The sequence below is a fragment of the Pseudomonas sp. TH49 genome (assembly GCF_016650625.1).
Classification (GTDB): Bacteria; Pseudomonadota; Gammaproteobacteria; order Pseudomonadales; family Pseudomonadaceae; genus Aquipseudomonas; species Aquipseudomonas fluorescens_H.
The window spans coordinates 1,156,348-1,180,248 of sequence record NZ_JAEKFL010000001.1; the positions used below are offsets into that span (position 1 = coordinate 1,156,348).

Annotated in this window: 19 protein-coding genes and 1 pseudogene; 5 read left to right on the forward strand and 15 right to left on the reverse strand. The window is 61.6% G+C overall.

The features are described from left to right. Positions 1-28: 28 nt before the first annotated feature. From hutH (JFU48_RS05265) to hutC, 9 genes are all read right to left on the reverse strand, one after another. Positions 29-1,561, reverse strand: coding sequence for a histidine ammonia-lyase (hutH, locus tag JFU48_RS05265; protein ID WP_201136015.1), 1,533 nt, complete (start codon positions 1,559-1,561; stop codon positions 29-31). A gap of 117 nt (positions 1,562-1,678) precedes the next feature. Continuing rightward, positions 1,679-3,202: a histidine ammonia-lyase gene (gene hutH, locus JFU48_RS05270; protein ID WP_201136016.1), complete on the reverse strand. Its 1,524-nt coding sequence runs from the start codon at positions 3,200-3,202 to the stop codon at positions 1,679-1,681. 190 nt (positions 3,203-3,392) lie between these two features. After that, entirely contained in the window at positions 3,393-4,223 is an 831-nt protein-coding gene (locus tag JFU48_RS05275; RefSeq protein WP_003220814.1) for a quaternary amine ABC transporter ATP-binding protein, read from the reverse strand. Further along, positions 4,220-5,071: an ABC transporter permease gene (locus tag JFU48_RS05280; RefSeq protein ID WP_003220813.1), complete on the reverse strand. Its 852-nt coding sequence runs from the start codon at positions 5,069-5,071 to the stop codon at positions 4,220-4,222. Before JFU48_RS05280 ends, JFU48_RS05275 begins: the two co-directional genes overlap by 4 nt. Positions 5,072-5,155: 84 nt before the next feature. Further along, complete coding sequence (locus JFU48_RS05285) at positions 5,156-6,124, reverse strand: ABC transporter substrate-binding protein (RefSeq protein ID WP_003220812.1); 969 nt, start codon at positions 6,122-6,124, stop codon at positions 5,156-5,158. Positions 6,125-6,194: 70 nt separating this feature from the next. Beyond that, positions 6,195-7,667 carry a purine-cytosine permease family protein gene (locus JFU48_RS05290; RefSeq protein ID WP_003220810.1) on the reverse strand — a complete coding sequence of 491 codons (1,473 nt, stop codon included), beginning with the start codon at positions 7,665-7,667 and terminating at the stop codon, positions 6,195-6,197. Positions 7,668-7,830: 163 nt separating this feature from the next. After that, positions 7,831-9,531 carry a urocanate hydratase gene (hutU, locus tag JFU48_RS05295; protein WP_201136017.1) on the reverse strand — a complete coding sequence of 567 codons (1,701 nt, stop codon included), beginning with the start codon at positions 9,529-9,531 and terminating at the stop codon, positions 7,831-7,833. Between the two features lie 476 nt (positions 9,532-10,007). Continuing rightward, positions 10,008-10,577 (reverse strand): HutD/Ves family protein, encoded by a 570-nt coding sequence (locus tag JFU48_RS05300; protein ID WP_201136018.1) that lies wholly within the window; start codon positions 10,575-10,577, stop codon positions 10,008-10,010. Beyond that, positions 10,574-11,242 (reverse strand): histidine utilization repressor, encoded by a 669-nt coding sequence (hutC, locus tag JFU48_RS05305; RefSeq protein ID WP_232324077.1) that lies wholly within the window; start codon positions 11,240-11,242, stop codon positions 10,574-10,576. Before hutC ends, JFU48_RS05300 begins: the two co-directional genes overlap by 4 nt. 188 nt (positions 11,243-11,430) lie before the next feature. On the opposite strand from hutC, the gene JFU48_RS05310 reads away from it, so the two are divergent. Further along, a complete protein-coding gene (locus tag JFU48_RS05310) occupies positions 11,431-12,795 on the forward strand; it encodes a formimidoylglutamate deiminase (RefSeq protein WP_201136019.1) in 1,365 nt (454 codons plus the stop codon). Between the two features lie 121 nt (positions 12,796-12,916). Here the strand turns inward: JFU48_RS05310 and JFU48_RS05315 are convergent, their stop codons facing one another. Continuing rightward, positions 12,917-13,486 carry a lipocalin family protein gene (locus tag JFU48_RS05315; RefSeq protein WP_003220803.1) on the reverse strand — a complete coding sequence of 190 codons (570 nt, stop codon included), beginning with the start codon at positions 13,484-13,486 and terminating at the stop codon, positions 12,917-12,919. A gap of 31 nt (positions 13,487-13,517) precedes the next feature. After that, on the reverse strand, positions 13,518-13,772 hold the full coding sequence (locus tag JFU48_RS05320; protein WP_003220802.1) for a hypothetical protein: 255 nt from the start codon (positions 13,770-13,772) through the stop codon (positions 13,518-13,520). Between the two features lie 294 nt (positions 13,773-14,066). On the opposite strand from JFU48_RS05320, the pseudogene JFU48_RS30500 reads away from it, so the two are divergent. The 4 genes and pseudogenes from JFU48_RS30500 to JFU48_RS05335 form a co-directional block, all read left to right on the forward strand. Beyond that, positions 14,067-15,089, forward strand: a pseudogene (locus tag JFU48_RS30500) (cache domain-containing sensor histidine kinase); the annotation flags it as partial. Positions 15,090-15,182: 93 nt separating this feature from the next. After that, positions 15,183-15,947, forward strand: coding sequence for a methyl-accepting chemotaxis protein (locus JFU48_RS30505; protein WP_371920137.1), 765 nt, complete (start codon positions 15,183-15,185; stop codon positions 15,945-15,947). A gap of 204 nt (positions 15,948-16,151) precedes the next feature. After that, positions 16,152-16,424: a type II toxin-antitoxin system Phd/YefM family antitoxin gene (locus JFU48_RS05330; protein ID WP_201136021.1), complete on the forward strand. Its 273-nt coding sequence runs from the start codon at positions 16,152-16,154 to the stop codon at positions 16,422-16,424. Continuing rightward, positions 16,421-16,753: a type II toxin-antitoxin system RelE/ParE family toxin gene (locus JFU48_RS05335; protein ID WP_103485259.1), complete on the forward strand. Its 333-nt coding sequence runs from the start codon at positions 16,421-16,423 to the stop codon at positions 16,751-16,753. The genes JFU48_RS05330 and JFU48_RS05335 overlap by 4 nt, the downstream gene beginning before the upstream one ends. Positions 16,754-16,763: 10 nt before the next feature. On the opposite strand, the gene JFU48_RS05340 is transcribed toward JFU48_RS05335, so the two are convergent. The 4 genes from JFU48_RS05340 to JFU48_RS05355 all read right to left on the reverse strand — a co-directional run bounded on the left by JFU48_RS05340 (position 16,764) and on the right by JFU48_RS05355 (position 23,658). Continuing rightward, positions 16,764-17,366: a DUF924 family protein gene (locus JFU48_RS05340; RefSeq protein WP_201136022.1), complete on the reverse strand. Its 603-nt coding sequence runs from the start codon at positions 17,364-17,366 to the stop codon at positions 16,764-16,766. A gap of 3 nt (positions 17,367-17,369) precedes the next feature. Beyond that, on the reverse strand, positions 17,370-18,380 hold the full coding sequence (locus JFU48_RS05345) for a class 1 fructose-bisphosphatase (RefSeq protein ID WP_003220797.1): 1,011 nt from the start codon (positions 18,378-18,380) through the stop codon (positions 17,370-17,372). Between the two features lie 329 nt (positions 18,381-18,709). Beyond that, entirely contained in the window at positions 18,710-20,074 is a 1,365-nt protein-coding gene (locus JFU48_RS05350; RefSeq protein ID WP_201136023.1) for a DUF3999 domain-containing protein, read from the reverse strand. Then, entirely contained in the window at positions 20,071-23,658 is a 3,588-nt protein-coding gene (locus tag JFU48_RS05355; protein WP_201136024.1) for a DUF2339 domain-containing protein, read from the reverse strand. The genes JFU48_RS05350 and JFU48_RS05355 overlap by 4 nt, the downstream gene beginning before the upstream one ends. Positions 23,659-23,901 lie beyond the last annotated feature (243 nt).

Sequence of the window (23,901 nt, forward strand, 5' to 3'; positions counted from 1 at the left end):
GGGAGCGGGCTTGCTCGCGAAGAGGCCATTACAGGCTAGGCAAAAGCTTCGCAGGAACCAGCTCGGTCAGGCAGCGCGAAGCCAACAACTCGGTCGCCGCATTGATGTCCGGCGCAAAGAAGCGGTCCTTCTCATAGAACGGCACTTCCTTGCGCAGAATCGCCCGCGCCTGCTCCAGCTTGGCCGAGGTCTTCAGACCGTTACGCAGATCCAGCCCCTGCACCGCCGCCAGCCATTCCACCGCGAGAATCCCGCGGGTGTTCTCGGCCATTTCCCACAGGCGCTTGCCGGCGGCCGGAGCCATCGACACGTGGTCTTCCTGGTTGGCCGAGGTCGGCAGGCTGTCCACCGAATGCGGATGGGACAGTGCCTTGTTCTCGCTGGCCAGTGCCGCGGCGGTCACCTGGGCGATCATGAAACCGGAGTTGACGCCGCCATTGGCCACCAGGAACGGCGGCAGCTGCGACATGTGCTTGTCCATCATCAGCGAGATGCGGCGTTCGCTCAGCGAGCCGATTTCGGCGATGGCCAGGGCCATGTTGTCAGCGGCCATGGCCACCGGTTCGGCGTGGAAGTTACCGCCGGAAATCACGTCGCCTTCAGCCGCGAATACCAACGGGTTGTCAGAGACGGCGTTGGCTTCGACCACCAACACGTCGGCCGCTTGACGGAACTGGGTCAGGCAGGCGCCCATGACTTGCGGCTGGCAACGCAGCGAGTAGGGGTCTTGAACCTTCTCGCAGTTCTGGTGCGAATCGGAGACTTCGCTGCGCTCACCCAGCAGGTCACGGTAAGCCGCAGCGGCGTCGATCTGGCCCTTCTGGCCACGGGCAGCGTGGATGCGCGCGTCGAACGGCGAGCGCGAGCCGAGCACCGCTTCAACGGTCAGACCGCCCAAGGCGATGGCACCGGCAAACAGATCCTCACCTTCAAACAGACCGCGCAGGGCAAATGCGGTGGACACTTGAGTGCCGTTGAGCAGTGCCAGACCTTCTTTCGCCGCCAGGGTCAGCGGGGTCAGACCAGCGACTTTCAGCGCTTCGGTGGCTTCCATCCACTCGCCTTTGTAACGCGCCTTGCCCTCGCCCAGCAGCACCAGCGACATGTGCGCCAGCGGTGCGAGGTCACCCGATGCACCGACCGATCCCTTGAGCGGAATGTGCGGATAAACCTCGGCGTTGATCAGCGCGATCAGCGCGTCGATCACCACGCGGCGGATGCCGGAGAAACCACGGCTGAGGCTGTTGACCTTGAGCACCATGATCAAGCGCACCAGCTCATCGCTGATCGGCTGGCCGACACCGGCGGCGTGAGACAACACCAGCGAACGCTGGAGGTTTTCCAGGTCTTCGCTGGCGATGCGGGTCGAAGCCAGCAGGCCGAAACCGGTGTTGATGCCGTAGGCGGTGCGGTTCTCGGCGAGGATCTGCTCGACGCAGGCCACGCTGGCCTCGATCTGCGCCGAGGCGCTGTGGTCGAGGGTCAGTTTGACCGGGTGTTGATAGACGTCACGCAGTTGGGCCAGGCTCAGTTGGCCGGGAATCAGGTTCAGCGCAGTCATTAAAATGCTCCTTTTGAGAGTTTGTTATTGGCTCGCCAGTCGCTCCGGATAATTCCGTTGTCCGTCGCATTTCGCCTTTTGGACGATCCGCGCCTTGGCACGCTGGCGTTTTAAAAATCAGTGCAGATTCGGTAGTACGTTGTGCAGCGAATTCGGGTCTTTCAAAACGTTCGCGGCGGCGGTGATATCCGGCGCCAGCCAGCGATCCTGATCGTAGGCCGGGACTGTTTCGCGCAGCAGTCGCCACGCCCGGTCAGTGCCCACGCCAAAGCGCTGTTCCTTGAGGAATTCGAACGCCTGTGCCGCCAGCAGATACTCGATGGCAAGAATCTGCGTGCAGTTTTCCAGAGCGCGGTGCAGCTTCAGCGCAGCGCTGGTGCCCATGCTCAAGTGGTCTTCCTGCAGGCCCGAGGTGACATAGTTGTCGAGCACGGCCGGTTGCGCCAGTTGGCGGTTCTCGGCACACAGTGAAGCGGCGACGTATTGCACGATCATCATCCCGGAGTTCACCCCCGGGTTGGCCACCAGAAACGCCGGCAGACCACTGACGTGCGGGTTGACCAGACGATCGAGACGGCGCTCGGCAATCGAGCCAATCTCGGCCATGGCAATCGCCAGCAGATCCGCCGCCATCGCTACCGACTGACCGTGCGGGTTGGCCTGCGACATCACCCGGAAGTTGTCCGGCGTGCCCAGCAGCAACGGGTTGTCGGTGCAGCCGTTGAGCTCGGCTTCGACCTGTTTGATCGCGTGCGCCAGTTGATCGCGCGCCGCGCCGTGCACCTGCGGGATCGAACGAATGCTCAGCGCATCCTGAGTACGAATGCCTTGGCTCGCCGCGATCACCTCACTGCCGTCGAGCAAGGCGCGCAGATTGATCCCGACCTGCTGCATGCCCGGGTGTGGCTTGAGCGCGATGATCTCCGCATCGAACGCGGCAATCTGCCCGCGCTGCGCTTCGAAACTCATGGCGCCGATCACGTCGGCCCACTGCGCCAGCCGCATCGCGTCGGCAATCGCCAGGCAGCTGAGGCCGGTCATGCACGGGGTGCCGTTGACCAGGCACAAACCGTCTTTCGCACCGAGCTGTACCGGTTGCAGGCCTTCTTCGGCCAGCGCCTGTTGCGCCGAGGTGATCTGTCCGCGATAGCTGACATTACCGACGCCCAGCAGGGCGATGCCGATGTGCGCCATGTGCGTCAGGTAACCCACCGAGCCTTGCGATGGCACTTGCGGGGTGATGCCGCGATTGAGCAGTGCCAGCAGCGCTTCGACTACCCGCCGATGCAGGCCGGATTTGCCGTGGCTGTAGTTGTGGATCGCCGCGCAGAGGATCGCGCGGGTCTGCTCATCAGGCAGCACCGGGCCGACACCGCAGGCGTGGCTGAGCAAGGTATTGCGCGAGAGCTGGCTGAGCTGTTCGTCCTTCAGCGAGACGTTGGACAGACCACCCAGACCGGTGTTGACGCCGTAAGCGCGTTCGCCGCTTTCGACAATGCGCTGGACGATGCCCTGAGCGTTTTCGATGCGCGCCCAGGTTTCGCCCGACAGCTCCAGTTGCGCGCCGTGACGGGCGACGGCGACCACGTCCTGCCAACGCAAGGGGTTACCGGTGATGATGATTTTTTCAGCCTGGGACATCTAAAACCTCATGCCTATTCTGTTGATACAAAAACCTGTGGTGAGGGGATTTATCCCCGATGGGCTGCGCAGCAGCCCTCAGGATTGCATGCGGTGTACCTGAAGCAGCCAGGCTGCAGATTTTTGGGGCGGCTTCGCCACCCATCGGGGATAAATCCCCTCACCACAAGCTGTCTCACCAAAAAATCTGTCAAACCACCGCCGCCCGCCGCTGCACGAACCGGTCGACATACTCATCCGCCGGCGAATGCAGGATCTCTCTCGGGGTGCCGACCTGAATCAGGCGGCCGTCCTTGAGGATCGCGATGCGGTTGCCGATGCGCACGGCCTCGTCGAGGTCGTGGGTGATGAAGACGATGGTCTTGTGCAGGGTCTTTTGCAGCTCCAGCAACTGGTCCTGCATCTCGGCGCGGATCAACGGATCCAGCGCACTGAACGCTTCGTCCATCAGAATAATGTCGGTGTCCGCCGCCAATGCACGGGCCAGGCCCACGCGCTGACGCATGCCGCCGGAGAGCTGGTGCGGGTATTTGTTTTCGTAGCCCTTGAGGCCGACGGTGTTGATCCAGTGCAAGGCGCGCTCGTTGCACAGTTGCTTGCTCTCGCCGCGCACTTTCAGACCGTAGGCGACGTTTTCGATCACGGTCTTGTGCGGCAGCAGGCCGAAGCTCTGGAACACCATGCTGATCTTGTGCCGGCGAAATTCGCGCAGCGCTTCCATGTCGTATTGCAGGATGTCCACGCCATCGACCAGGATCGCGCCGCTGGTGGGGTCGATCAGGCGATTGAAATGGCGCACCAGAGTGGATTTACCCGAGCCAGACAGGCCCATGATCACGAAGATCTCGCCAGTGCCGATGCTCAGCGACAGGTCGTTGACCCCGACCACGCATCCGGTCTCGTTGAGCACCTGATCCTTGGTCTTGCCCTGGCCGACCATCGCCAGTGCATCCTTGGCGCGGTTGCCGAAAATCTTGAAGACGTTTTTGACTTCGATCTTGCTCACGGTTGCGTTGCTCATTTGCTCACCTCATGCCGTGGCCGACCGTACGCCTGAGTAATGCGGTCGATGACCACCGCGAGAATCACGATCGCCAGACCGGCTTCGAGGCCGCGTCCGACGTTGAGGGTCTGAATCCCCACCAGCACGTCTTCACCCAGACCACGGGCGCCGATCATCGAGGCGATCACCACCATCGACAGGGCCATCATGGTGGTCTGGTTGATCCCGGCCATGATGCTCGGCAGGGCCAGCGGCAGTTGCACGCCGAACAGTTGCTGCCAGCGGTTGGCACCGAAAGCGTTGATCGCTTCCATCACTTCGCCGTCGACCTGGCGGATGCCCAGATCGGTCAGACGGATCAGCGGCGGCGCGGCGTAGATCACCGTGGCGAAAATCGCCGGAACTTTACCCAGACCGAACAGCATCAGCACCGGAATCAGGTACACGAAGCTGGGCATGGTTTGCATGATGTCGAGCAGCGGCATCAGCACCGAACGCAGGCGATTGCTGCGCGCCGAGAGAATCCCCAGCGGAATGCCGATCAGCACCGATATGATCGTCGCGACCATCATCAGCGCCAGGGTCTGCATGAGTTTGTCCCACAGGCCGACAGCGCCCACCAGGAACAACAGACCGACGATGACCGCAGTCGTGACGACTTTACGCGTGGCGTGCCAGGCGACGACGCCGACGATCGCCAGCATCAACCACCACGGCGCCGCACGCAGCAGGCCTTCGAGGTTGACGATGGCCCACAGCAGCGTGTCCGAGATGTGGCGAAACACATCACCGTAGTTGGTGACCAGCGCATCGACCCAACCGTTGACCCAGTCAGCGATGGAAAAGGTAAATCTTTCGGGAAACATAAGCGGCTCTCAATCAGAAATCTCAATCAAGCGATTTACGGCATATCTCCCGGCCAGCCTCACGGTTGACCGGGAGGTATCGACCTACAGCGCCGCGTCGATTTTTTTGGCTGCGTCGTCACTGACCCACGCATGCCAGACTTCAGGATGTTCCTTGAGGAAGATTTTCGCCAGCTTCGGCGACTCGATACGTTCCTTCGCCATGCGTCCCAGGTTCTGGTTCAGCAGGTCGATCGGCAGGTTGACCTTTTCCAGCACGGCCACCAGTTCCGGGGCTTGCTCGTGGAAGGTTTTCGACAGGCCGACCTTGATGCTCACGCTCTTGTCGACGCCCGGTTTTTCTTCGAGTTTGACCGCGTCGATCTGGCCCATCAGCGGGGTTGGCGACCAGTAGTAGAACAGGATCGGCTCGCCACGCTTGTAGCTCGACAGCACCGCCGCATCCAGCGCCGGGCCGGTGCCCGGACGGAAGTTGGTGTAGCTGTTTTCCAGGCCGTAGCTCTTGAGCATTTCGCTGTTGTCCAGCTCGCAGGTCCAGCCGGCCGGGCAGTTGTAGAAACGGCCCTTGGACGGCTCTTCGGCGTCTTTGAAAATGGCCGCGTACTTGCCCAGATCGGCGATGTTTTTCAGGTCCGGGGCTTTCGGCTCAAGCTTGCGCTTGGCGTCGCCTTCGATCACGTAACGCGGCACGTACCAACCTTCGACCGCACCAACGATCGGCGCGCCGACACCGACGACCTTGCCGGCCTTCTCGGCCTTGTTCCAGACCTCGCTGCGGCCGACCCACTCTTCGGCGAACACTTGAATGTCGTTGCTGCTCAGGGCGTTCTCCATGGTGATGGAGTTGCCCGGCAGGCTGTCGGTCTTGCAGTCGTAGCCTTTCTCCAGCACCACTTGCAGGACGTCGGTCAGCAGCATGCCGCTTTCCCAGTTCAGGCCGGCAAACTTCACCGGTTTGCCCGATTCGCACCAGCCAGCTGCCTGAGTCGCACCGGCACTGGCCAACAGGCCCATGGACAGCAATGTGGTCAGCAGGGTCTTGTTCGATTTCATTGTCGCGACGCTCCTAATCATGAATTGGCTTACGGCAGTTCAAGAGGCATCCAGCCCTGTCCACGTCCAGTCAGGCCTGCGCCGCAGCGCGACTGGCCCCACTTTTTTCAGGTTGTACATCGCTGTTCTGCTCGACCGGCAGAATCAGGTGATCGGGCACCGAGCCGTGCCATTTTTTCGCGCACAGGTAATACAGCGCGGCAGGCAGCACCAGGCCGATGATCCAGGAGATATCCACATCACCGAGGGCCGCCACCAGCGGGCCGGTGTAGAACTTGGTGGAGATGAACGGCAACTGCACCAGCACACCGAACACATAGATGCTGATCCCGAGCAGGTTCCAGCGCCCGTAACGACCGTTCGGATCGGCCAGCGCCGGCACGTCGTAGCGCTCGCGGGTGATGCAGTAGTAGTCGACGAGGTTGATCGCGCTCCACGGCGTGAAAAACGCCAGCAGGAACAGAATGAAAGACTTGAACGCACCGAGGAACGAGTGCTGACCGAGCAAGGCGATCAGGGTGGCCGCACTGACGATCACCAGCACGAACACCAGACGCTGCAGGCGCGAGACCGTCAGGTGGCCACGGAAGCCGCTGATGATGGTCGCGATGCACATGAAGCTGCCATAGGAGTTCAGCGTCGAGATGGTCACCTTGCCGAACGCGATGCTGAAGTACAGCAGCGCGGCGGTGGCCCCGGTGCCGCCCAGCCCGACGATGTAGGCCACTTCGTGACCGGCGAACTGGCCGTTGGCCGAAGCTGCCGCGAACACGCCGAGGACCATCGCCACCTGCGCGCCGATGACCGAACCTGCGCCAGCGGCAAAGAAGGTTTTCACCGAGGAAATCTTGCTCGGCAGGTAACGCGAGTAGTCCGCCACATAAGGGCCGAAAGCGATCTGCCAGGACGCCGCGAGCGACACCGCCAGCAGGAAGCTGCTCCAACTGAAGTGGCGAATTTGCAGGAGTGCGCCAACGTCCACCTGGCTCAGCAGACGGCTGAACAGATACACAAAGGCAATCACGCCAATCACACTGGCGACCCGACCGATCCAGTGGATCACCCGATAGCCAAGCACCGTGACCAGCACGATGACACTGGCGAACAGCAGGATGCCGACGGTGTCGCTGACGCCAAACAACTGGCCCAGCGCCTGACCGGAAAGCACCGTACCGGTGGCGGTGAAACCCAGGTACATCAGGCACACCAGCACGATCGGGATCGCTGCACCGTACACGCCAAATTGCACGCGGCTGGAAATCATCTGCGGCAGGCCCAGCTTCGGCCCTTGCGCCGCATGCAGCGCCATCACGCCACCGCCCAGCAGTTGCCCGAGCAACAGACCGATCAACGACCAGAACACATCACCGCCCAGCACCACGGCCAGAGCCCCGGTGACAATCGCAGTGATTTGCAGATTCGCACCCATCCACAGGGTGAACTGGCTAAACAGACGACCGTGTCTTTCCGCTTCCGGGATGTAGTCGATCGAACGCCTTTCGATCAACGGTTTGTTGCTTGCACGATCAGGGGTTACAGCCATGATTCAACCTCTGTGGATTGTTTTAATTGTTCACTGAGCTTCGGTAGGGCTGCTTTTCTGTGGGAGCGAGCTTGCTCGCGAATTGGCCAGCACATTCAACATCTGTGCTGGCTGACAGATTGCTTTCGCGAGCAAGCTCGCTCCCACATAAAGCCAAAGCGTGTTACTTGCCGCCGGTAATCATCGGCAGGTTCAGCCCCTGCTCCTTGGCGCAGTCGATAGCGATCTGGTAACCGGCATCGGCGTGACGCATGACACCGGTGGCCGGGTCGTTGTGCAGGACGCGGGCAATGCGCTCGGCCGCTTCGTCGGTACCGTCGCAGACGATTACCATGCCCGAGTGCTGGGAGAAGCCCATGCCGACACCGCCACCGTGGTGCAGGGAAACCCAAGTCGCGCCGCTCGCGGTGTTGAGCAGAGCGTTAAGCAGCGGCCAGTCGGAGACCGCGTCGGAACCGTCCTGCATCGATTCGGTTTCACGGTTCGGGCTGGCTACCGAGCCGGAGTCGAGGTGGTCGCGACCGATGACGATCGGCGCCGACAGCTCGCCGCTGCGCACCATTTCGTTGAACGCCAGACCGAGCTTGGCGCGCAGGCCCAGACCGACCCAGCAGATACGTGCCGGCAGACCCTGGAAGCTGATGCGCTCGCGGGCCATGTCCAGCCAGTTGTGCAGGTGGGCGTCGTCCGGGATCAGCTCTTTGACTTTGGCGTCGGTCTTGAAGATGTCCTGCGGATCACCCGACAGCGCCGCCCAACGGAACGGGCCGATGCCACGGCAGAACAGCGGACGGATGTAGGCCGGGACGAAGCCCGGGAAGTCGAACGCGTTTTCCACGCCTTCTTCCTGCGCCATCTGACGGATGTTGTTGCCGTAGTCGAAGGTCGGAATACCTTGCTTCTGGAAGTCCAGCATGGCTTTGACGTGGACCGCCATCGATTGCTTGGCGGCTTTGATCACGGCCGCGGGCTCGGTCTTGGCACGAGCGCGGTACTCTTCCCAGGTCCAGCCCGCCGGCAGGTAGCCGTTCAGTGGGTCGTGGGCGCTGGTCTGGTCGGTGACCATGTCCGGGCGCACGCCGCGCTTGACCAGTTCCGGCAGGATTTCTGCCGCGTTGCCCAGCAGGGCGATGGAAATCGCTTTGCCTTCGGCGGTGTATTTGGCGATGCGCGCCAGGGCGTCATCGAGGTCTTTGGCCTGCTCATCGACGTAGCGGCTTTTCAGGCGGAAATCGATGCTCACCTGCTGGCATTCGATGTTCAGCGAGCAGGCACCGGCCAGGGTGGCGGCCAGTGGCTGGGCACCGCCCATGCCGCCGAGACCGGCGGTCAGCACCCACTTGCCCTTGAGGTTGTCGTTGTAGTGCTGGCGACCGGCTTCGACGAAGGTTTCGTAGGTGCCCTGAACGATGCCCTGGCTGCCGATGTAGATCCAGCTGCCGGCGGTCATCTGGCCGTACATGGCCAGGCCTTTGGCGTCGAGTTCGTTGAAGTGTTCCCAGCTCGCCCAGTGCGGCACCAGGTTGGAGTTGGCGATCAGTACGCGCGGGGCGTTGCTGTGAGTCTTGAACACGCCGACCGGCTTGCCGGATTGCACCAGCAGGGTCTCGTCGTCGTTCAGATTGGTCAGGCTCTCGACGATCTTGTCGTAGCACTCCCAGTTACGCGCCGCGCGACCGATGCCACCGTAGACCACCAGCTCTTTCGGGTTCTCGGCCACTTCCGGATCGAGGTTGTTCATCAGCATGCGCAGCGGCGCTTCGGTCAGCCAGCTCTTGGCGGTCAGCTTGTTGCCGCGCGATGCACGGATTTCGACGTCACGTCTCTTTGTATAAACGGCAGTTGTAGGCTTATTGTCAGTCACGAAAAAGACTCCTCAGCGATCAATTCAAACCAACCCTGGCAGTGGGCAAGCAGCCTGTGCGCCTCAATGCGCGACAAGCGAATCAGTGGACGCTGCGGACTTATACGCATACGTCTTTACTTGTACATACAAGCATATGCAATCAAGCGGCCAACTTGCCGGCGGGCAGTTCAGGAAAAATTGCGGACAGCGCTGGAGAGCGCCTGACACAAGGGTTGTGGCGTGGATGAAATTTTTTGCTGGGAGGAAATGAGGTGGCGGCGGATCGTTACGAACCCGTGGTTTTGCGCCACGCTGGGGCGTTCGGTAACAAGTTGGTGCGCTGGGGGAAACAGGAATTGAAATGCAATTGTGGTGAGGGGATTTATCCCCGATGGACTGCGCAGCAGGCCCCTGCTTTTTAATCAAAAGCGGGGCCGCTCCGCGCCCCATCGGGGATAAATCCCCTCACCACAGGATGTGTTACCAGATTTAGATCAGCGCGCTGTCAGCTCGATCACGCAGCACGGAGCATTGACGGCCACTTCAACCAGACCGCTGTTACCGTCCAGTTGCACACAATCATGTCGGCCCAGTTGCGCGACGCTGTCACCGACTTTCGCCTCAAGCAACTCACTGACACTGAAAACCACCACCGTCCCCGCCGAGCTGAAGAACCGCTGCTCGCCGTCCAGCCACTGCAAGCGCGCGCTGTAACGCTGTGGCGCGTAGATCAGGTTGAAGTCGCGGATCGCGCCGCCGAGCAAGGTGCAGGAGACCTGGCTTTCGCCGCTGAACGCAAACGGGTCCAGCGGTAACAGTGGGCGCGTGTCATCACCGTCGACACACAGGGTCATGCCATCGCCCTGCAACACGGTGATCACCCGCTGGTAACCGCTGAAGGTGGAGAACCCCCCGGACTCGGCGATGTCGGCGATCGATAGGCGCCAGCCGAACCCCTCCAGGCCTGCGCCCGCGTCACGGGTGATTTCTTCGGTGCTGCCGCCGCCGTTTTTCCACGGCATGCGCGGGTAACCCTCGGCGCGTAAAACTTTCAGTGCACTCATTTATGAAAGCGTCCTTCCAGACGATGACGGGAACCTGGGTGAATCAGGCGCGCCGCAGTCACCGGCTGCCGCCCTGACCAGGTGCGGCGACGGATCAGCAGGCACGGCTCGCCTTTTTCGATCTGCAGCAACTTGCACTCGGACGGCTCGGCGAGAATCGCTTCAACCACGTGCTCGCCTTCGGTCAACGGCGCGACCTGATTGAGATAGGCGTAAGGGGTCTGCAGGGTGAAGTCCTGCTTGAGGTAGTCCGGGGCGACCAGCGCGTTGACGAAACGGTCTTCGATCTGCACCGGAATATCGTTTTCGTAATGCACGATCAGCGAGTGGAAGACCTTCTGCCCTTCGCGCATGTCCAGCGCCAGCGCGCGCTCGGAACCGGCGGCCTCTTCTTCGAGGGTGATCACCTGGCAGGTGTGGCGATGGCCACGGGAGGCGATTTCGTCGGCGATGTTGTGCACTTCGAACAGCGCGGACTGGCTCTTCGGTTCGGCGACAAACGTACCGACACCTTGCATGCGCACCAGCAGACCGTCGGCGGTCATCTCGCGCAGGGCGCGGTTGATGGTCATGCGGCTGAAACCGAGCTGGCTGACCAGTTCGCTTTCCGATGGCACGCGGTAGTGCGGTGGCCAGTTACCGCTGTCGATCTGCTGGGTGATCATCTGTTTGACGCGGGCGTACAAGGGCGCCGGACTGTCGCCCAGGTTCGCGGCCAACGGAGAGACTGGAGGCGGAGTCGGCACGGTTGATCCCTGTTTATTGGCTGAAAGTTGCTAGCTTGCCGGAGTTTACCGGGCAGGCAAACGTCTGTATATGTATATACAAATAACACACGATGGGGTGCTGAACCATGTCCGCCTTCTTTGCCGAACGCGCGCTGCTGCCTAACGGATGGGCCAACAATGTACGTCTTGAGGTCAGCGCCGATGGCCTGCTGACCCGAATCCTGGCCGATTCCACCGCAGACGGCGCCGAGCGGCTGAGCGGTCCGCTGCTGCCGGGGATGCCCAATCTGCACTCCCACGCCTTCCAGCGCGCGATGGCCGGGCTGGCCGAGGTGGCCGGTAATCCGAACGACAGTTTCTGGACCTGGCGTGACCTGATGTATCGGCTGGTCGGAAAAATCAGCCCGGAGCAACTCGGCGTCATCGCCCGTCAGCTGTACATCGAAATGCTCAAGGCCGGTTACACCTCGGTCGCCGAATTCCACTACGTGCACCACGACAACAACGGTCAGCCATATGCCGATCCGGCCGAGCTGGCGCTGCGCATCAGTCAGGCCGCAAGCGACAGCGGCATCGGCCTGACCCTGCTGCCGGTGCTCTATAGCCACTCGGGTTTCGGCGGTCAGACGCCGAACGATGGCCAGCGCCGCTTCATCAACAGCAGCGAAAACTATCTGAAGCTGCAAGCACGCCTGCAACCCCTGCTGGCGCAGCAAAAAGCCCAATCGTTGGGTCTGTGCTTTCACTCGTTGCGCGCGGTCACCCCGCAGCAGATCAGCGAAGTATTGGCCGCCAGCGACAAGCAATGTCCGGTACATATCCACATCGCCGAACAGCAAAAGGAAGTCGATGACTGCCTGAGCTGGAGCGGCCGCCGTCCATTGCAGTGGCTGTACGAAAACACTGAAGTCGATCAGCGCTGGTGTCTGGTCCACGCGACTCACGCCAACCCGGAAGAAGTCACGCTGATGGCCAAGAGTCGCGCCATCGCCGGCCTGTGCCTGACCACCGAAGCCAACCTCGGCGACGGGGTTTTCCCGGCGGTGGATTTCCTCGCTCAGGGCGGCCGCATGGGCATCGGTTCCGATAGCCATGTGTCGCTCAGCGTGGTCGAAGAGTTGCGCTGGCTGGAATACGGCCAGCGGCTGCGCGACCAGCGGCGTAACCGTTTGTATGGCGCGGATCAGCCGATGGTCGGGCGCACGCTATATGACGCGGCACTGGATGGCGGCGCCCAGGCTTTGGGACAGCCGATCGGTGCGCTGGAAGTCGGCAAGCGTGCGGACTGGATCGTGCTCGACGGCAATGACCCGTATCTGGCCACGGCCAGTGGTGACGGGATCTTGAATCGCTGGTTGTTTGCCGGTGGCGATCGGCAGGTGCGCGACGTGCTGGTCAACGGCCAATGGGTGGTGCGTGACGGACGGCATGCCGGCGAAGAGGAAAGTGCTAGAGCCTTCACCCAGGTTCTGCGTGAACTTTTGGGCTGACACAAAACAAAAATGTGGGAGCGAGCCTGCTCGCGAAAGCGGTGTATCAGTCAACATTTCAATCGACTGACACGCCCTCTTCGCGAGCAAGCCCGCTCCCACATTTGATCTTCGGTGATGCTTAATTCGAGGTCTTGGCCATCTGCCGATCCGACGCCCGCCAAATCAGGCGCGTGGTGTCGTAACCCTGCTGCCGCGCCTTGCTCAGCAACTCTTCACGCACTTCAGCGTTGACGGTTGGCGTGCGCGACAGCAGCCACATGTACTTGCGACTCGGATCGCCAACGATGGCGGTCTTGTAGTCATCGCTGACGTACAGCACCCAGTATTGCCCCTTCGCCACACCCGGAATCAGCCGCGAGAACCAGGTATCGAACTCGACCCACAACTTGTCGGTCTTGCCCGGCACCTGTGGATAAGCCGTGCCCTTGACCTCTTCCCACTGCCAGTCGGCCGTCAGGCAACGGTTGAGCACATCGACGTTGCCGTTGGTCTCGAGCGTGTAATGGGCCTCGGATTGCGCACAGTTGCGCTGAAAGTACATCGGCATCCGCGCCAGTTCGTACCAGGTACCCTGGTAACGCTTGAGGTTGACCTCGTGGGCCGTCTTGGGCGCCAGCGGATCTTCACCGTGCGTGGCGCAGCCGGCCAGTACCAGGCCGGCAAAAAGGACAAGCAATAACCGCTTCATTGTTTTTCTCCCGTGGGCGCACAGCCCCGGTTTACTTCAGGCCTTGGCCGGAAAACATCAGCACTTTGTCACCGGCGTACTGCACGCTGATAAAGCTGTTCTTGTCGCCCCAGGTGCAACTGGACATGCCGAGCGCGCCCGAGCAGTCGGTAGGTTTGCCGAGCAACGTCTCGACTTCGGCCTTGGCCATGCCGGCCGACAGTTTCGAGTAGTTTTCCTGATTGACCTTGCTGCATGCGGCGAGCAGCACGCAAAAGGTCAGAAGGGCGATAGATCGCAGCGACATGAAGTAACTCCTGGAGCGGAAGGGGGATGGCATGGGGCCAACCAGAAGCTTAGAAGAGAAAACCCTCATCTGGTTCCCTTCAGAAATGGCTATTTATTGCTCCGCTCGTCTGGCTTTTGCCGATAAATCAGACACTTTGCAGGGCTTCTGAGCATTTCGTCGCTTTTCACAAAAGCGCCCTAATCTTTGGCGCACCGAGGCCGAAATAAGAGCAGCGCAAAGCCCCCGAGTGTGGCAAATTGCCGCCCTTTCTCGACCAGCCCCTTCGCGGTAGTTCATTCGATGACCAGAAACATGAAATTCAGCCACAAGATCTTGTTGGCTGCCGCCCTTGTGGTGGCCGTTGCATTCGCCTGTTTCATTTTGTTCAACGACTATCGACAACGCGAAGCCCTGAGCAGCAGCACCGAAGCCTCGATGCAGGAACTGGGCAGCCTGACCACCAGCAACATCCAGACCTGGCTGGAAAGCCGTATCCAGTTGCTGCAATCGCTGTCGCAGCAGGTCGCCGCCGACGGCAGCGCCCCGGCCAGCCTCAAGCGCATCATCGACCTGCCCGCCTACACCGGCAATTTCCAGCTCAGCTACTTCGGCGGCGCTGACGGCGTAATGTTCTCGGTGCCCGCCGGCAACCGCGCGCCGGACTACGACCCGCGCGCCCGTGGCTGGTACAAGGCGGCCAACAGCGCGCAGCAGACCATCGTCACCGAACCCTACATCGCCGCTTCGTCGGGCAAACTGGTGATCACCGTCGCCACCCCGGTGCAGCGTCAGGGCCAGATGATCGGCGTGGCCGGCGCGGATATCGACCTGACCAGCGTCAGCGCGATCATCAACTCGCTCAACTTTGGTGGCCACGGCCATGCGTTCATCGTCAGCGCCGATGGCAAGATCCTGATTCACCCGGACAGCAAACTGGTCCTGAAAACCCTCGCCGAGGCTTATCCAAACGGCGCACCGAAAGTCAGTCCGGGCCTGAAAGAAGTCGAATTCGACGGCAAGACCCAACTGATCTCGTTCACCCGCGTCAACGGCGTGCCATCGGCTGACTGGTACGTGGCGCTGGTGCTGGACAAAGACACCGCGTTCTCGATGCTCAGCGAATTCCGCACCTCGGCGCTGATCGCCATGGTGATCGCGGTGGTGATCATCATCGCCCTGCTCGGCATGCTGATTCGCGTGCTGATGCAGCCGCTGCTGACCATGGGTCGCGCCATGCACGACATCGCCGAAGGTGAAGGCGACCTGACCAAACGTTTGGTGATCCACGGCCATGACGAGTTCGGCGCGCTGGGCCTGTCGTTCAACCGCTTCGTCGAGCGTATTCACACCTCGATCCGCGAAGTGTCCTCGGCCACCGGCCAAGTCAACGAAGTCGCCCTGCGCGTGGTCGCTGCGTCGAACTCGTCGATGTACAACTCCGACCAGCAGGCCAGCCGCACCAACAGCGTGGCCGCGGCGATCAACCAGCTCGGCGCCGCCGCTCAGGAAATCGCCCAGAACGCCGCCCTCGCCTCGCAGCATTCGAGCGACGCGCGCAGCCTGGCGGTCGACGGCCAGCAGGTTGTGGATAAAACCATTCAGGCCATGCAGCAGCTGTCGGCAAAAATCAGCGACTCCTGCGGCAACATCGAAACCCTCAACAGCAACACGGTGAACATCGGGCAGATTCTGGAAGTGATCACCAGCATCTCGCAACAGACCAACCTGCTGGCGCTCAACGCCGCGATCGAGGCGGCCCGCGCCGGTGAGGCTGGCCGAGGTTTCGCCGTAGTTGCTGACGAAGTACGCAACCTCGCACACCGTACCCAGGATTCGGCGCAGCAAGTGCAGAAGATGATCGAAGAACTGCAGGTCGGCGCACGCCAGGCAGTCAGCATCATGACCGAGAGCCAGCGCGAGAGCGAAAGCAGCGTCGGCATCGCCAACCAGGCCGGCGAACGTCTGGGCAGCGTGACCCAACGCATCGGCGAGATCGACGGGATGAACCAGTCGGTGGCTACCGCGACCGAAGAGCAGACCGCGGTGGTCGAGTCGATCAACGTCGACATCAACGAGATCAACACGCTGAACCAGGAAGGTGTGGAGAACCTGCAGGCAACCTTGCGTGCGTGCTCGGATCTGGAGCAACAGGCAGCGCGCTTGAAGCAGCTGGTAGGCAGCTTCAGGATCTAAGGCGCGGCCACTGGCGTCTTCGCGAGCAAGCCCGCTCCCACAGGTTTTTGTGAACGACACAGATCCCCTTTGGGAGGCAGCCTGCTGGCGATGACGGCGTTAGCGACGATTGAATTTTGAGTTGAAATACGCTGGTCAGCTCGCAATGACGCAGGACTGAATTAAGACTAAACTCAGTCCTGTTCAATTTGGCGAGACTCAACCATGAAGCTTTCATCGCAAATCAAACCGATCAGCTACCTCAAAAGTCATACAGCGGAGATCGTCAAGTCGATCACTGAAAGCCGTGAGCCATTGGTCATCACCCAAAATGGTGAAGCCAAGCTTGTAGTTATGGACGTGAAAAGCTTTGAGGAGCAGGAAGACACAATGGCTTTGCTGAAGCTATTGGCAATGGGCAATCGGGAGATTGAGGAAGGCAAGTATCGAGACGCTGAGGATGTTTTCGCGGACTTGGACAAGGCCGACCATCAATGAGTTTAAAGGTCGTTATTCTTCAGTCCGCACAGACAGATCTCAAAGAACTCCGGACCTACCTTATCAAACAGTTCTCGAGTCAGACGTGGCAGAGTACCTACGCTGATCTCAAGACCGCCATTCTTGGTCTCGCAGACCTTCCTTATTCCGGTTCAATCCCCGAGGAAATCGAGAAGCTCAACCTTGGTCAATACCGACAAATCATTTCCGGGATGAACCGAGTCATTTATGAAGTCAGAGAAAAAACCGTCTTCGTTCATATCATTGTCGACTCAAGAAAAAGCCTGCCTTCACTTTTGATGAAGAGGCTGTTGAACGGCAATCCTTGAACTCAACAATTCAGAACCGTGACCCAGGCTGACTGAGAAACGCCAACTCCTCAGCCGTAGACTCCCGCCCCAACACCGCATTGCGATGCGGAAACCTTCCAAACCGCGCAATCACTTTCCGATGCCGCTCGGCATAATCCAGATGGTCGGCAAACACCGCCCGCTCGGCTTCCGGCTGTTCGGCCAGCAGAGCGATAAAGCGCGAAACGGCTTCGTTCTGCACCGCGAGGTTTTCGCAGTGTTCGAACACCAGATAAATGAATACCCGCTGGATCGGCTTCAGTTGCCGGTCGAAGTCCGCCGCAATGCCTTGGGCGACAAGTTGCTGCGCACGCAGATCACCCGAGAATGCTTTGGGCGTGTCGCGAAAGATCATGCGCGGCAGTTGATCAAGCAGCAGCACCAGCGCCAGCCAACCTTCGGGACGTTGCGTCCACTCGGTCAATTCGCCAGCGAGGGCCTGATCGACAAAGACCCCGAAACGCTCACGCGCTTCGAGGTCTTGGCTGTCTTTCTTGCCGAACCACAACTTGCCCTTGTCAGCCGCAATCTCGTCCGGTGATTCGGCGTGTCCGAACCACCAATCGAGCAACGGCTGCCAGGGCGCGCTCATGGCTTATTCCTTGTGGTAAGCCGTGGCGCGGGCGACTTCTTCTTTCGAGCCGAGGAACACCGCTACGCGCTGGTGCAGACCTTCCGGCTGGATGTCGAGGATGCGCTGATGGCCGTCGGTGGACGCGCCGCCGGCCTGTTCCACCAGAAACGACATCGGGTTGGCTTCGTACATCAGACGCAGTTTGCCGGGCTTGGATGGCTCACGGCTGTCGCGTGGGTACATGAACAGACCGCCACGGGTCAGGATGCGGTGCACATCGGCCACCATCGCGGCGACCCAGCGCATGTTGTAGTTCTTCTTCAGCGGGCCTTCTTCGCCGGCCAGCAGTTCGCTGACGTAGCGTTGTACCGGGGCTTCCCAGTGGCGCTGGTTGGACATGTTGATCGCGAATTCCTGGGTGGTTTCAGGAATGGTGATGTCTTCGTGGGTCAGCACGAAGCTGCCCATTTCGCGGTCCAGGGTGAAGCCTTTGACGCCGTCGCCCAGGGTCAGTACCAGCATGGTCTGCGGGCCGTAGATCGCGTAACCGGCAGCAACCTGCTGGGTGCCTGGCTGCAGGAAGGCTTTTTCGTTCAGCGCTTCGTTCTGGCTCAGGTATTCGTTCGGGCAACGCAGTACCGAGAAGATGGTGCCGACCGGGGCGTTGATGTCGATGTTCGACGAGCCGTCCAGTGGGTCGAATACCAGCAGGTAGGCGCCTTTCGGGTATTTGCCCGGGATCTGGTAGGCATTGTCCATTTCTTCGGACGCCATGCCGGCCAGGTGACCGCCCCATTCGTTGGCTTCGAGCAGGATTTCGTTCGACAGCACGTCGAGTTTCTTCTGCACTTCGCCTTGGACGTTTTCAGTGCCCATGCTGCCCAGAACACCACCCAGGGCGCCTTTGGACACGGCGTGGCTGATCTCTTTGCAAGCACGCGCCACCACTTCGATCAGGAAGCGCAGATCGGCAGGAGTGTTATTGCTGCGGGTCTGCTCAATCAAATAGCGACTCAGGGTAACGCGGGACATGGACGGCTCCGGTGGAATGGGGGGCTAAAAACCCGCGCAGTTTACAGGGAGTCTGAAAACGTAGCGAGCGATGACGCCCGGTAACGTGCATTGGGGCGCAATTGCTTCCATCAGACGTGAACGGGTCGAGAGAGTTCAGGCACCGCATTCAGCGTAGTTCGAAACGGGACGGGTGGTGCATGCGGATCCGCGACCGATCTGAAATTCTTGTTGGCCGATCGGCCGCCTTCGCGAGCAAGCCCGCTCCCACAGTTGACCGAGTAGCCCTGCTGGACGCGATCAATGTGGGAGCGAGCCTGCTCGCGAATGGCGCGCAGCGCCAGCCATGCTCAGGAATTGGTCGGTGGCTTGCGCAACAGACTCGCCGCCATCGCCCCAAGGAACACCACGCTCACCAGCAACACCGCCCACAGGCCGATCTTCTTCCAGTTGGTCTCGGCCACCGCCGCCGCCTCACTGCTCGCCACCTGCGTGGTGACCACTTCGCCCTGCACCGTTGCCTTGCCCAGCGTCGCGAGTTTTTCCGCTTTGAAATCCGGAATCAGCGTGCTCAGCGGCAGGTTCGCGGTTTTCACCGTCGGATTGCCCAGCGCCAGACTGTAAGGCCCTTCACCACGCGCAAGGAAAATCACCTGCGTCGCCCGCACCGCGTATTTCAGGCTCGGTGCCTGCTCGCCCAGACCACCGCCGCGCTCGTCCACGCTCAGTTTCAATTGCTGCACAGTCTGCCCGTACAACTGCAATTCGTTCTGCACCACGTCCTGACCGTTCTGGGTCAGGCGATAAAGCAAACCGTTGCTCAACGTCTGCCACGGCAGGCTGCTTTCGCGCCGGCCCGCAAGCGTGACCGGAGCCAGACTGTTCGGTTGCTTCAGCTCGACCTGCACCCGCTCGACATTCAGCCCCATCGGCAACTCCCAGGTGTACTCGCCAGACTGGGTGCTGCTGCCCGCCAGCGCTTGCGACCAGACCAACGGCAGCGGCACGTTGCGTGGATCGCTGCTTTTCAATTGTGCCGAAGTCAGGATAGGTGCCGACGTCGGCGCCTCCCACAGCAGGCGCAGATAGCGCGCCGATTGCCCCGGCAGCGCAACCTCATGCTGTTCGATGCGCTCGTCGGAAAAGGTCAGCCGTGCCACCTGCCCCTCACCCCACGCCTGCCAATGCTGCAAGTCATCACTGGCCTCAATGCTGAAGCGCTGGAAGCCGTCACGCTCGCTGGTCCAGTCGAGAATCAGCTGCTGCAGCGGCGCCTTGATCGCACTGGCATCGAGCAGCCAGCCACGCAGCACTTCTTCGCCGGCCTCCAGTTGAGTCGACGGCTGCACTTCAACCAATGTGCCGGTGGTGGTCGATTGCACGCGCACGTTCGGCGCACGCTCACTGGCATCGGCGGCGTTGTACAGCGGGAACCACTTCACCTCATGCAACTGCCCGTCGTCGCGGGTCTGCGCCGATTCGCGGGCCAGGGCGTAGGCTTGCGGTTCACCGGCGGCGTTGAATATGCGCAGGTCGCTGAGATCGGTCTGGCGTGCCTGCAATTGCGCGCTCAGCGGCAGGTCGAGGCGATACCACGGACCGTTGCCACTCACCGCCAGAGGCACCTGCGTGGCGAAGTCCGCCGGTTTTTCCAGGGCGCCGGCAGTCATCACCACACCCAGCGCCAACCACCCCAGATTCAGCATGCGACTCAAGATGAAACTCCTTCGGTGTCCGGGACGGGTTTGTCCGCCGCCGGTTCGGCTTCGGCGCGTTTCGGTGGCAGCGGTGCAAAGTAGCCCACCACCAGCAGCAACACACCGACACCGATAAACGAGACGATCCGGGCGAGGCCGCCACGGTTGCTCAATTCGACAAAAATCAGTTTGGCCACCACCAGCGCAATCAGCGCCGCGCCGATCAGCCACACTTCGCGACGATGGCGCAGATGCCCGCCGATCATCAGACCCAGCGCCATCAGGGTCCAGACGATGGACAACCCGGCCTGCACCAGCATCGATTCGAGCAGCAGATCCAGCTCGAACGGAATCCCCGCCCAATGGTGTGCGGCGCGGGTCACCAGCGCGGTGCAGAAGGCGAACAGCGAAACCCCGGCGACCAGTTGCGTGGCGTACTCGGCGTAATCCTTGCGCAGGGCAAACTGCGTCACCGCATGACGCGACCACACGTAAACCCCGAACAGGGCGAACAGCAGGCCCAGTTCCAGCGGGTTGATCAGCGGCACATACGGCAGCGGCTCGGCGTTGCCGTCGCTGACACCGTTGGCCAGCCAGAACCACGCCAGCATCAGCACTGCCAGTGGCGCGGCAGCGTACAAACGATATTCGCGAGGGAACGCTGCCACCGGCCACGGCCAGTTGCGCGGAGCCGCCGCCAACAGCAGATACAGGCTCGGCAGGATCGCCCAGCCCAGCCAGCGCCAGGCGTTGTATTGCTCGGACAACAGCAGCAGACCGTAGCGCAGCTCCAGCGCCAGTACGCCGATCAGCAGCCAGCAACCCAGCACATGCGCAGTGCTCAAGGCCCGAGCCGGCAGCATCGGCGCCAGACGCCGCAGGCTGAAAAAATGCACGGCGAACACCAATACCCACGCCAGCCAACCGAAATTCGCCGCTGGGTGATAACGCGCATGCCACGCCGCCAGCAACACCAGCCCCGCCGCCGGAATCAGCAAGGTGCAGAGCAGGCCCAACGCCGGCCATTTCAGGCGCAGCGCCAACAGCGTCCACAACGCCACGCTCAGCGCAGCAACCAGCAGCAACAGCGGCGCCTGCAAATTCAGCGGCGCAAAACGCAGCACCTCACTGACCCACGCCAACGCCCACCAACCGGCGCCCCACACCAGCAGCACTTCGGACAGGCGTTGCAAACTCAGCGCATCGAAGGCCGAGGCGTGATTGCCCAATTGCAGGCGCCAGGCACCGACCAGCGCGGCCAACCCCAGCACCAGCGGCGTCCAGAAGCCGCCATGGGCCAACGGCCGCAGACCTTCGCTGGACAGCGGCCCGAGCAACTCGGGGCCGGCGAGCAAAAACGCCGCGCCGCCGATCAACTGCAACAACAGCCCAAAGACAAAACTCACGCGCTGTTTGAGGTACAGGCTGAGCCAGATGATCAACAGACCACTGGCCGCCCAGACCGCACTCGCGGTTTGCCACGGCAGCACGAACAGCACCGCCAGATTGATCAGCACCAACCCCGCCAGCAACACCACCGACAACCCGCGCAGCAGCCGCACATCGCCGCGCACCATCTCGTCGCGCGCCGCCAGCAGCATGCCGGCGATCAACGCCAGACCGATCAGCGATGCGCTGAGCAAACCGCTCCAACCGGCACTGAATACGGCCGCCGAATCCTCGCCCGCGCCTTGCAGGCGCAACAGGAACAGCGCGCCGCCGAGCAACTGCACGGCGAACGCGGTGAACAGGAACGTGCGCGATTGCAGGCGCAGGCCGATAAACAAGGTCACCAGCCCGGCCAAGGCCCAACTGATCGCGGTCGCCTGAACCAAGAAAAACAGCGGGGCCAACAAGTACAGGAACGTCAGGCCCAGTGCCGCCAGCACCGGCAGGCCCTGGCGCTCCCACGGCGAAGCCTGTTCCGGCGCGGCTTTGCGCAACTGATAGAAACTGAACAGCAACGCGATGCCGAGCATCAACGCCCCCAGCGCTGCGCCGTCGAGCAGGCTGCTTGTGCCGACCCGCAACTGGCTGAGGAACGCCAGCGCCGAACCCAGTTGCAGCAGCAGGGCAAACGCCCGGGCGAACGGCCGCTGCTGACGCAGGCCGAGCCAGAAAATCCCAGCGCCCTCCACTGCCCACGCCGCCGAAGTCCAGCGCGCATCGAGGCCCAGCGGGATCGCCAGACTGGCGAAAATCACCCCCAGCGCCAGACAGGTTTCACCGAGCAGCAATGCGCGACCGCCCATCATCACCCGGGCCAGCCCCATGTAGATCACGCCCAGTGCGAGTGCGCTGAACGCGGCGGCGAACTCCAGGTGCTGCACCAGCGCAAACTGCAGACCGAAGCCAACGATCGGCGGGCCGAACAGCATCGTGCCGTCAACGTAGTCGCCCTTGCGCGCCGACCACTGGAGCAGCGCCTCGCGATCGCCGTCCGCTGGCGCATCGGGCATGTCGAGCAACTTGCGCCGGGCGAACAGCAGGCCGATGGCCAGATACATCAGGAAGAACAGGATCAGGAACGGCTCGGTGCTCCACAGCAGCTCCGGGGCGTAGGAACGCAAGCCCCAGGCGAAGCCGATACCGAACGTGCCGACGAACCCGATCAGGTTGAGCAGGCGCCAGGCCTTGAACCACGCAATGGCGAGAATGCCGGCATTGAGCAGCGCGAAATAGCTGAACAGCGCGACATGGTTGCCCTCCCCGGTCGAGGTCAGGATCGGTGCGGCGAAACCGCCAAGCGCAGCGGCGGCGGCCAGTCCAAGAGCATCCTGAGTGATGGCGAGAATCGCCGAGAACAGCGTGACCGCCACCAGCAGACCCAGCGCGGCGGACGGATCGAGCAGCGGATGCAGACGCATCGCCGCAAACACCGTCAGGTACAGCACCGCGATCCCGGTGCCTTGCAGGATCAGCGCATAACTGCTGTTGCGCGTACGCAGCCACCAGCCCAGCGCCAGCAGGGCCAACGCCGCCGCAGCGACGCTGGCGTAACGCAATTCGATCGGCACCACCATGCCTTCGGTGGCGTAGCGCAACAGGAAGGCCAGACCGAAAAACAGCAGCACCACACCGACCCGCAGCACGGTGTTGCCGCCGAACAGCCAGTTGCGCGCAGCGCGGATGCCACGCTCGATCAGGTTGGGGCCACGAGGTTCGTCAGGTTGTGCGGGGGGTGATGGTTCGGCAGTGACGGCGTCCAGATGCCAGACATCGGCCGGCAATGGCTGACTGGTTTCGCTGGCAACGGCAGAGATCGGTTCGAGCTCGGGTGGCAGTTCCCAGACCAGATCCGGCGCGTCGGCGGGTGCTTGTTCGGCGACGATGGCAGGCTCGCTGACCGGTTCCGCACTTGCCGCTGGCACCGCGTGAGAGGGAGAGCCTTCCAGCACATACAGGCGCTGCGCGACGCCTTGCAAGGCCACCTTCGTCTGTTCAAGTTGGCGCTGTTGCTCCGCAGTCTGCCTGCCGAGCTGGGCGATGCGCAGCGTTTGCCCGATCGCCAGTCCCAGCAGCGCACCCAGCAGTGCGGTACTGAACGACTCGTCGAGCAGCCAGCCGAGCAACAGCCCGATCAACATGAACATCCATTGCATGGTCGATATCCCTAAGCAGCCCCAAGGCGGGGCAATCCCGACAGTCGCTTCAGTCTAGGCAAAATCCAATGTGGGAGCGGCGGTGCGACGATTCGACTTGCTCGCGAAGGCGTTGTGTCAGTCGATATCCAATTGACTGATACAACGCCTTCGCGAGCAAGCCCGCTCCCACAAGGGGGTCTTGTGCTAACTGACACATTCGGTAACCGGCGCTCAGTATATCGATCCGGCCCAACAAACGCT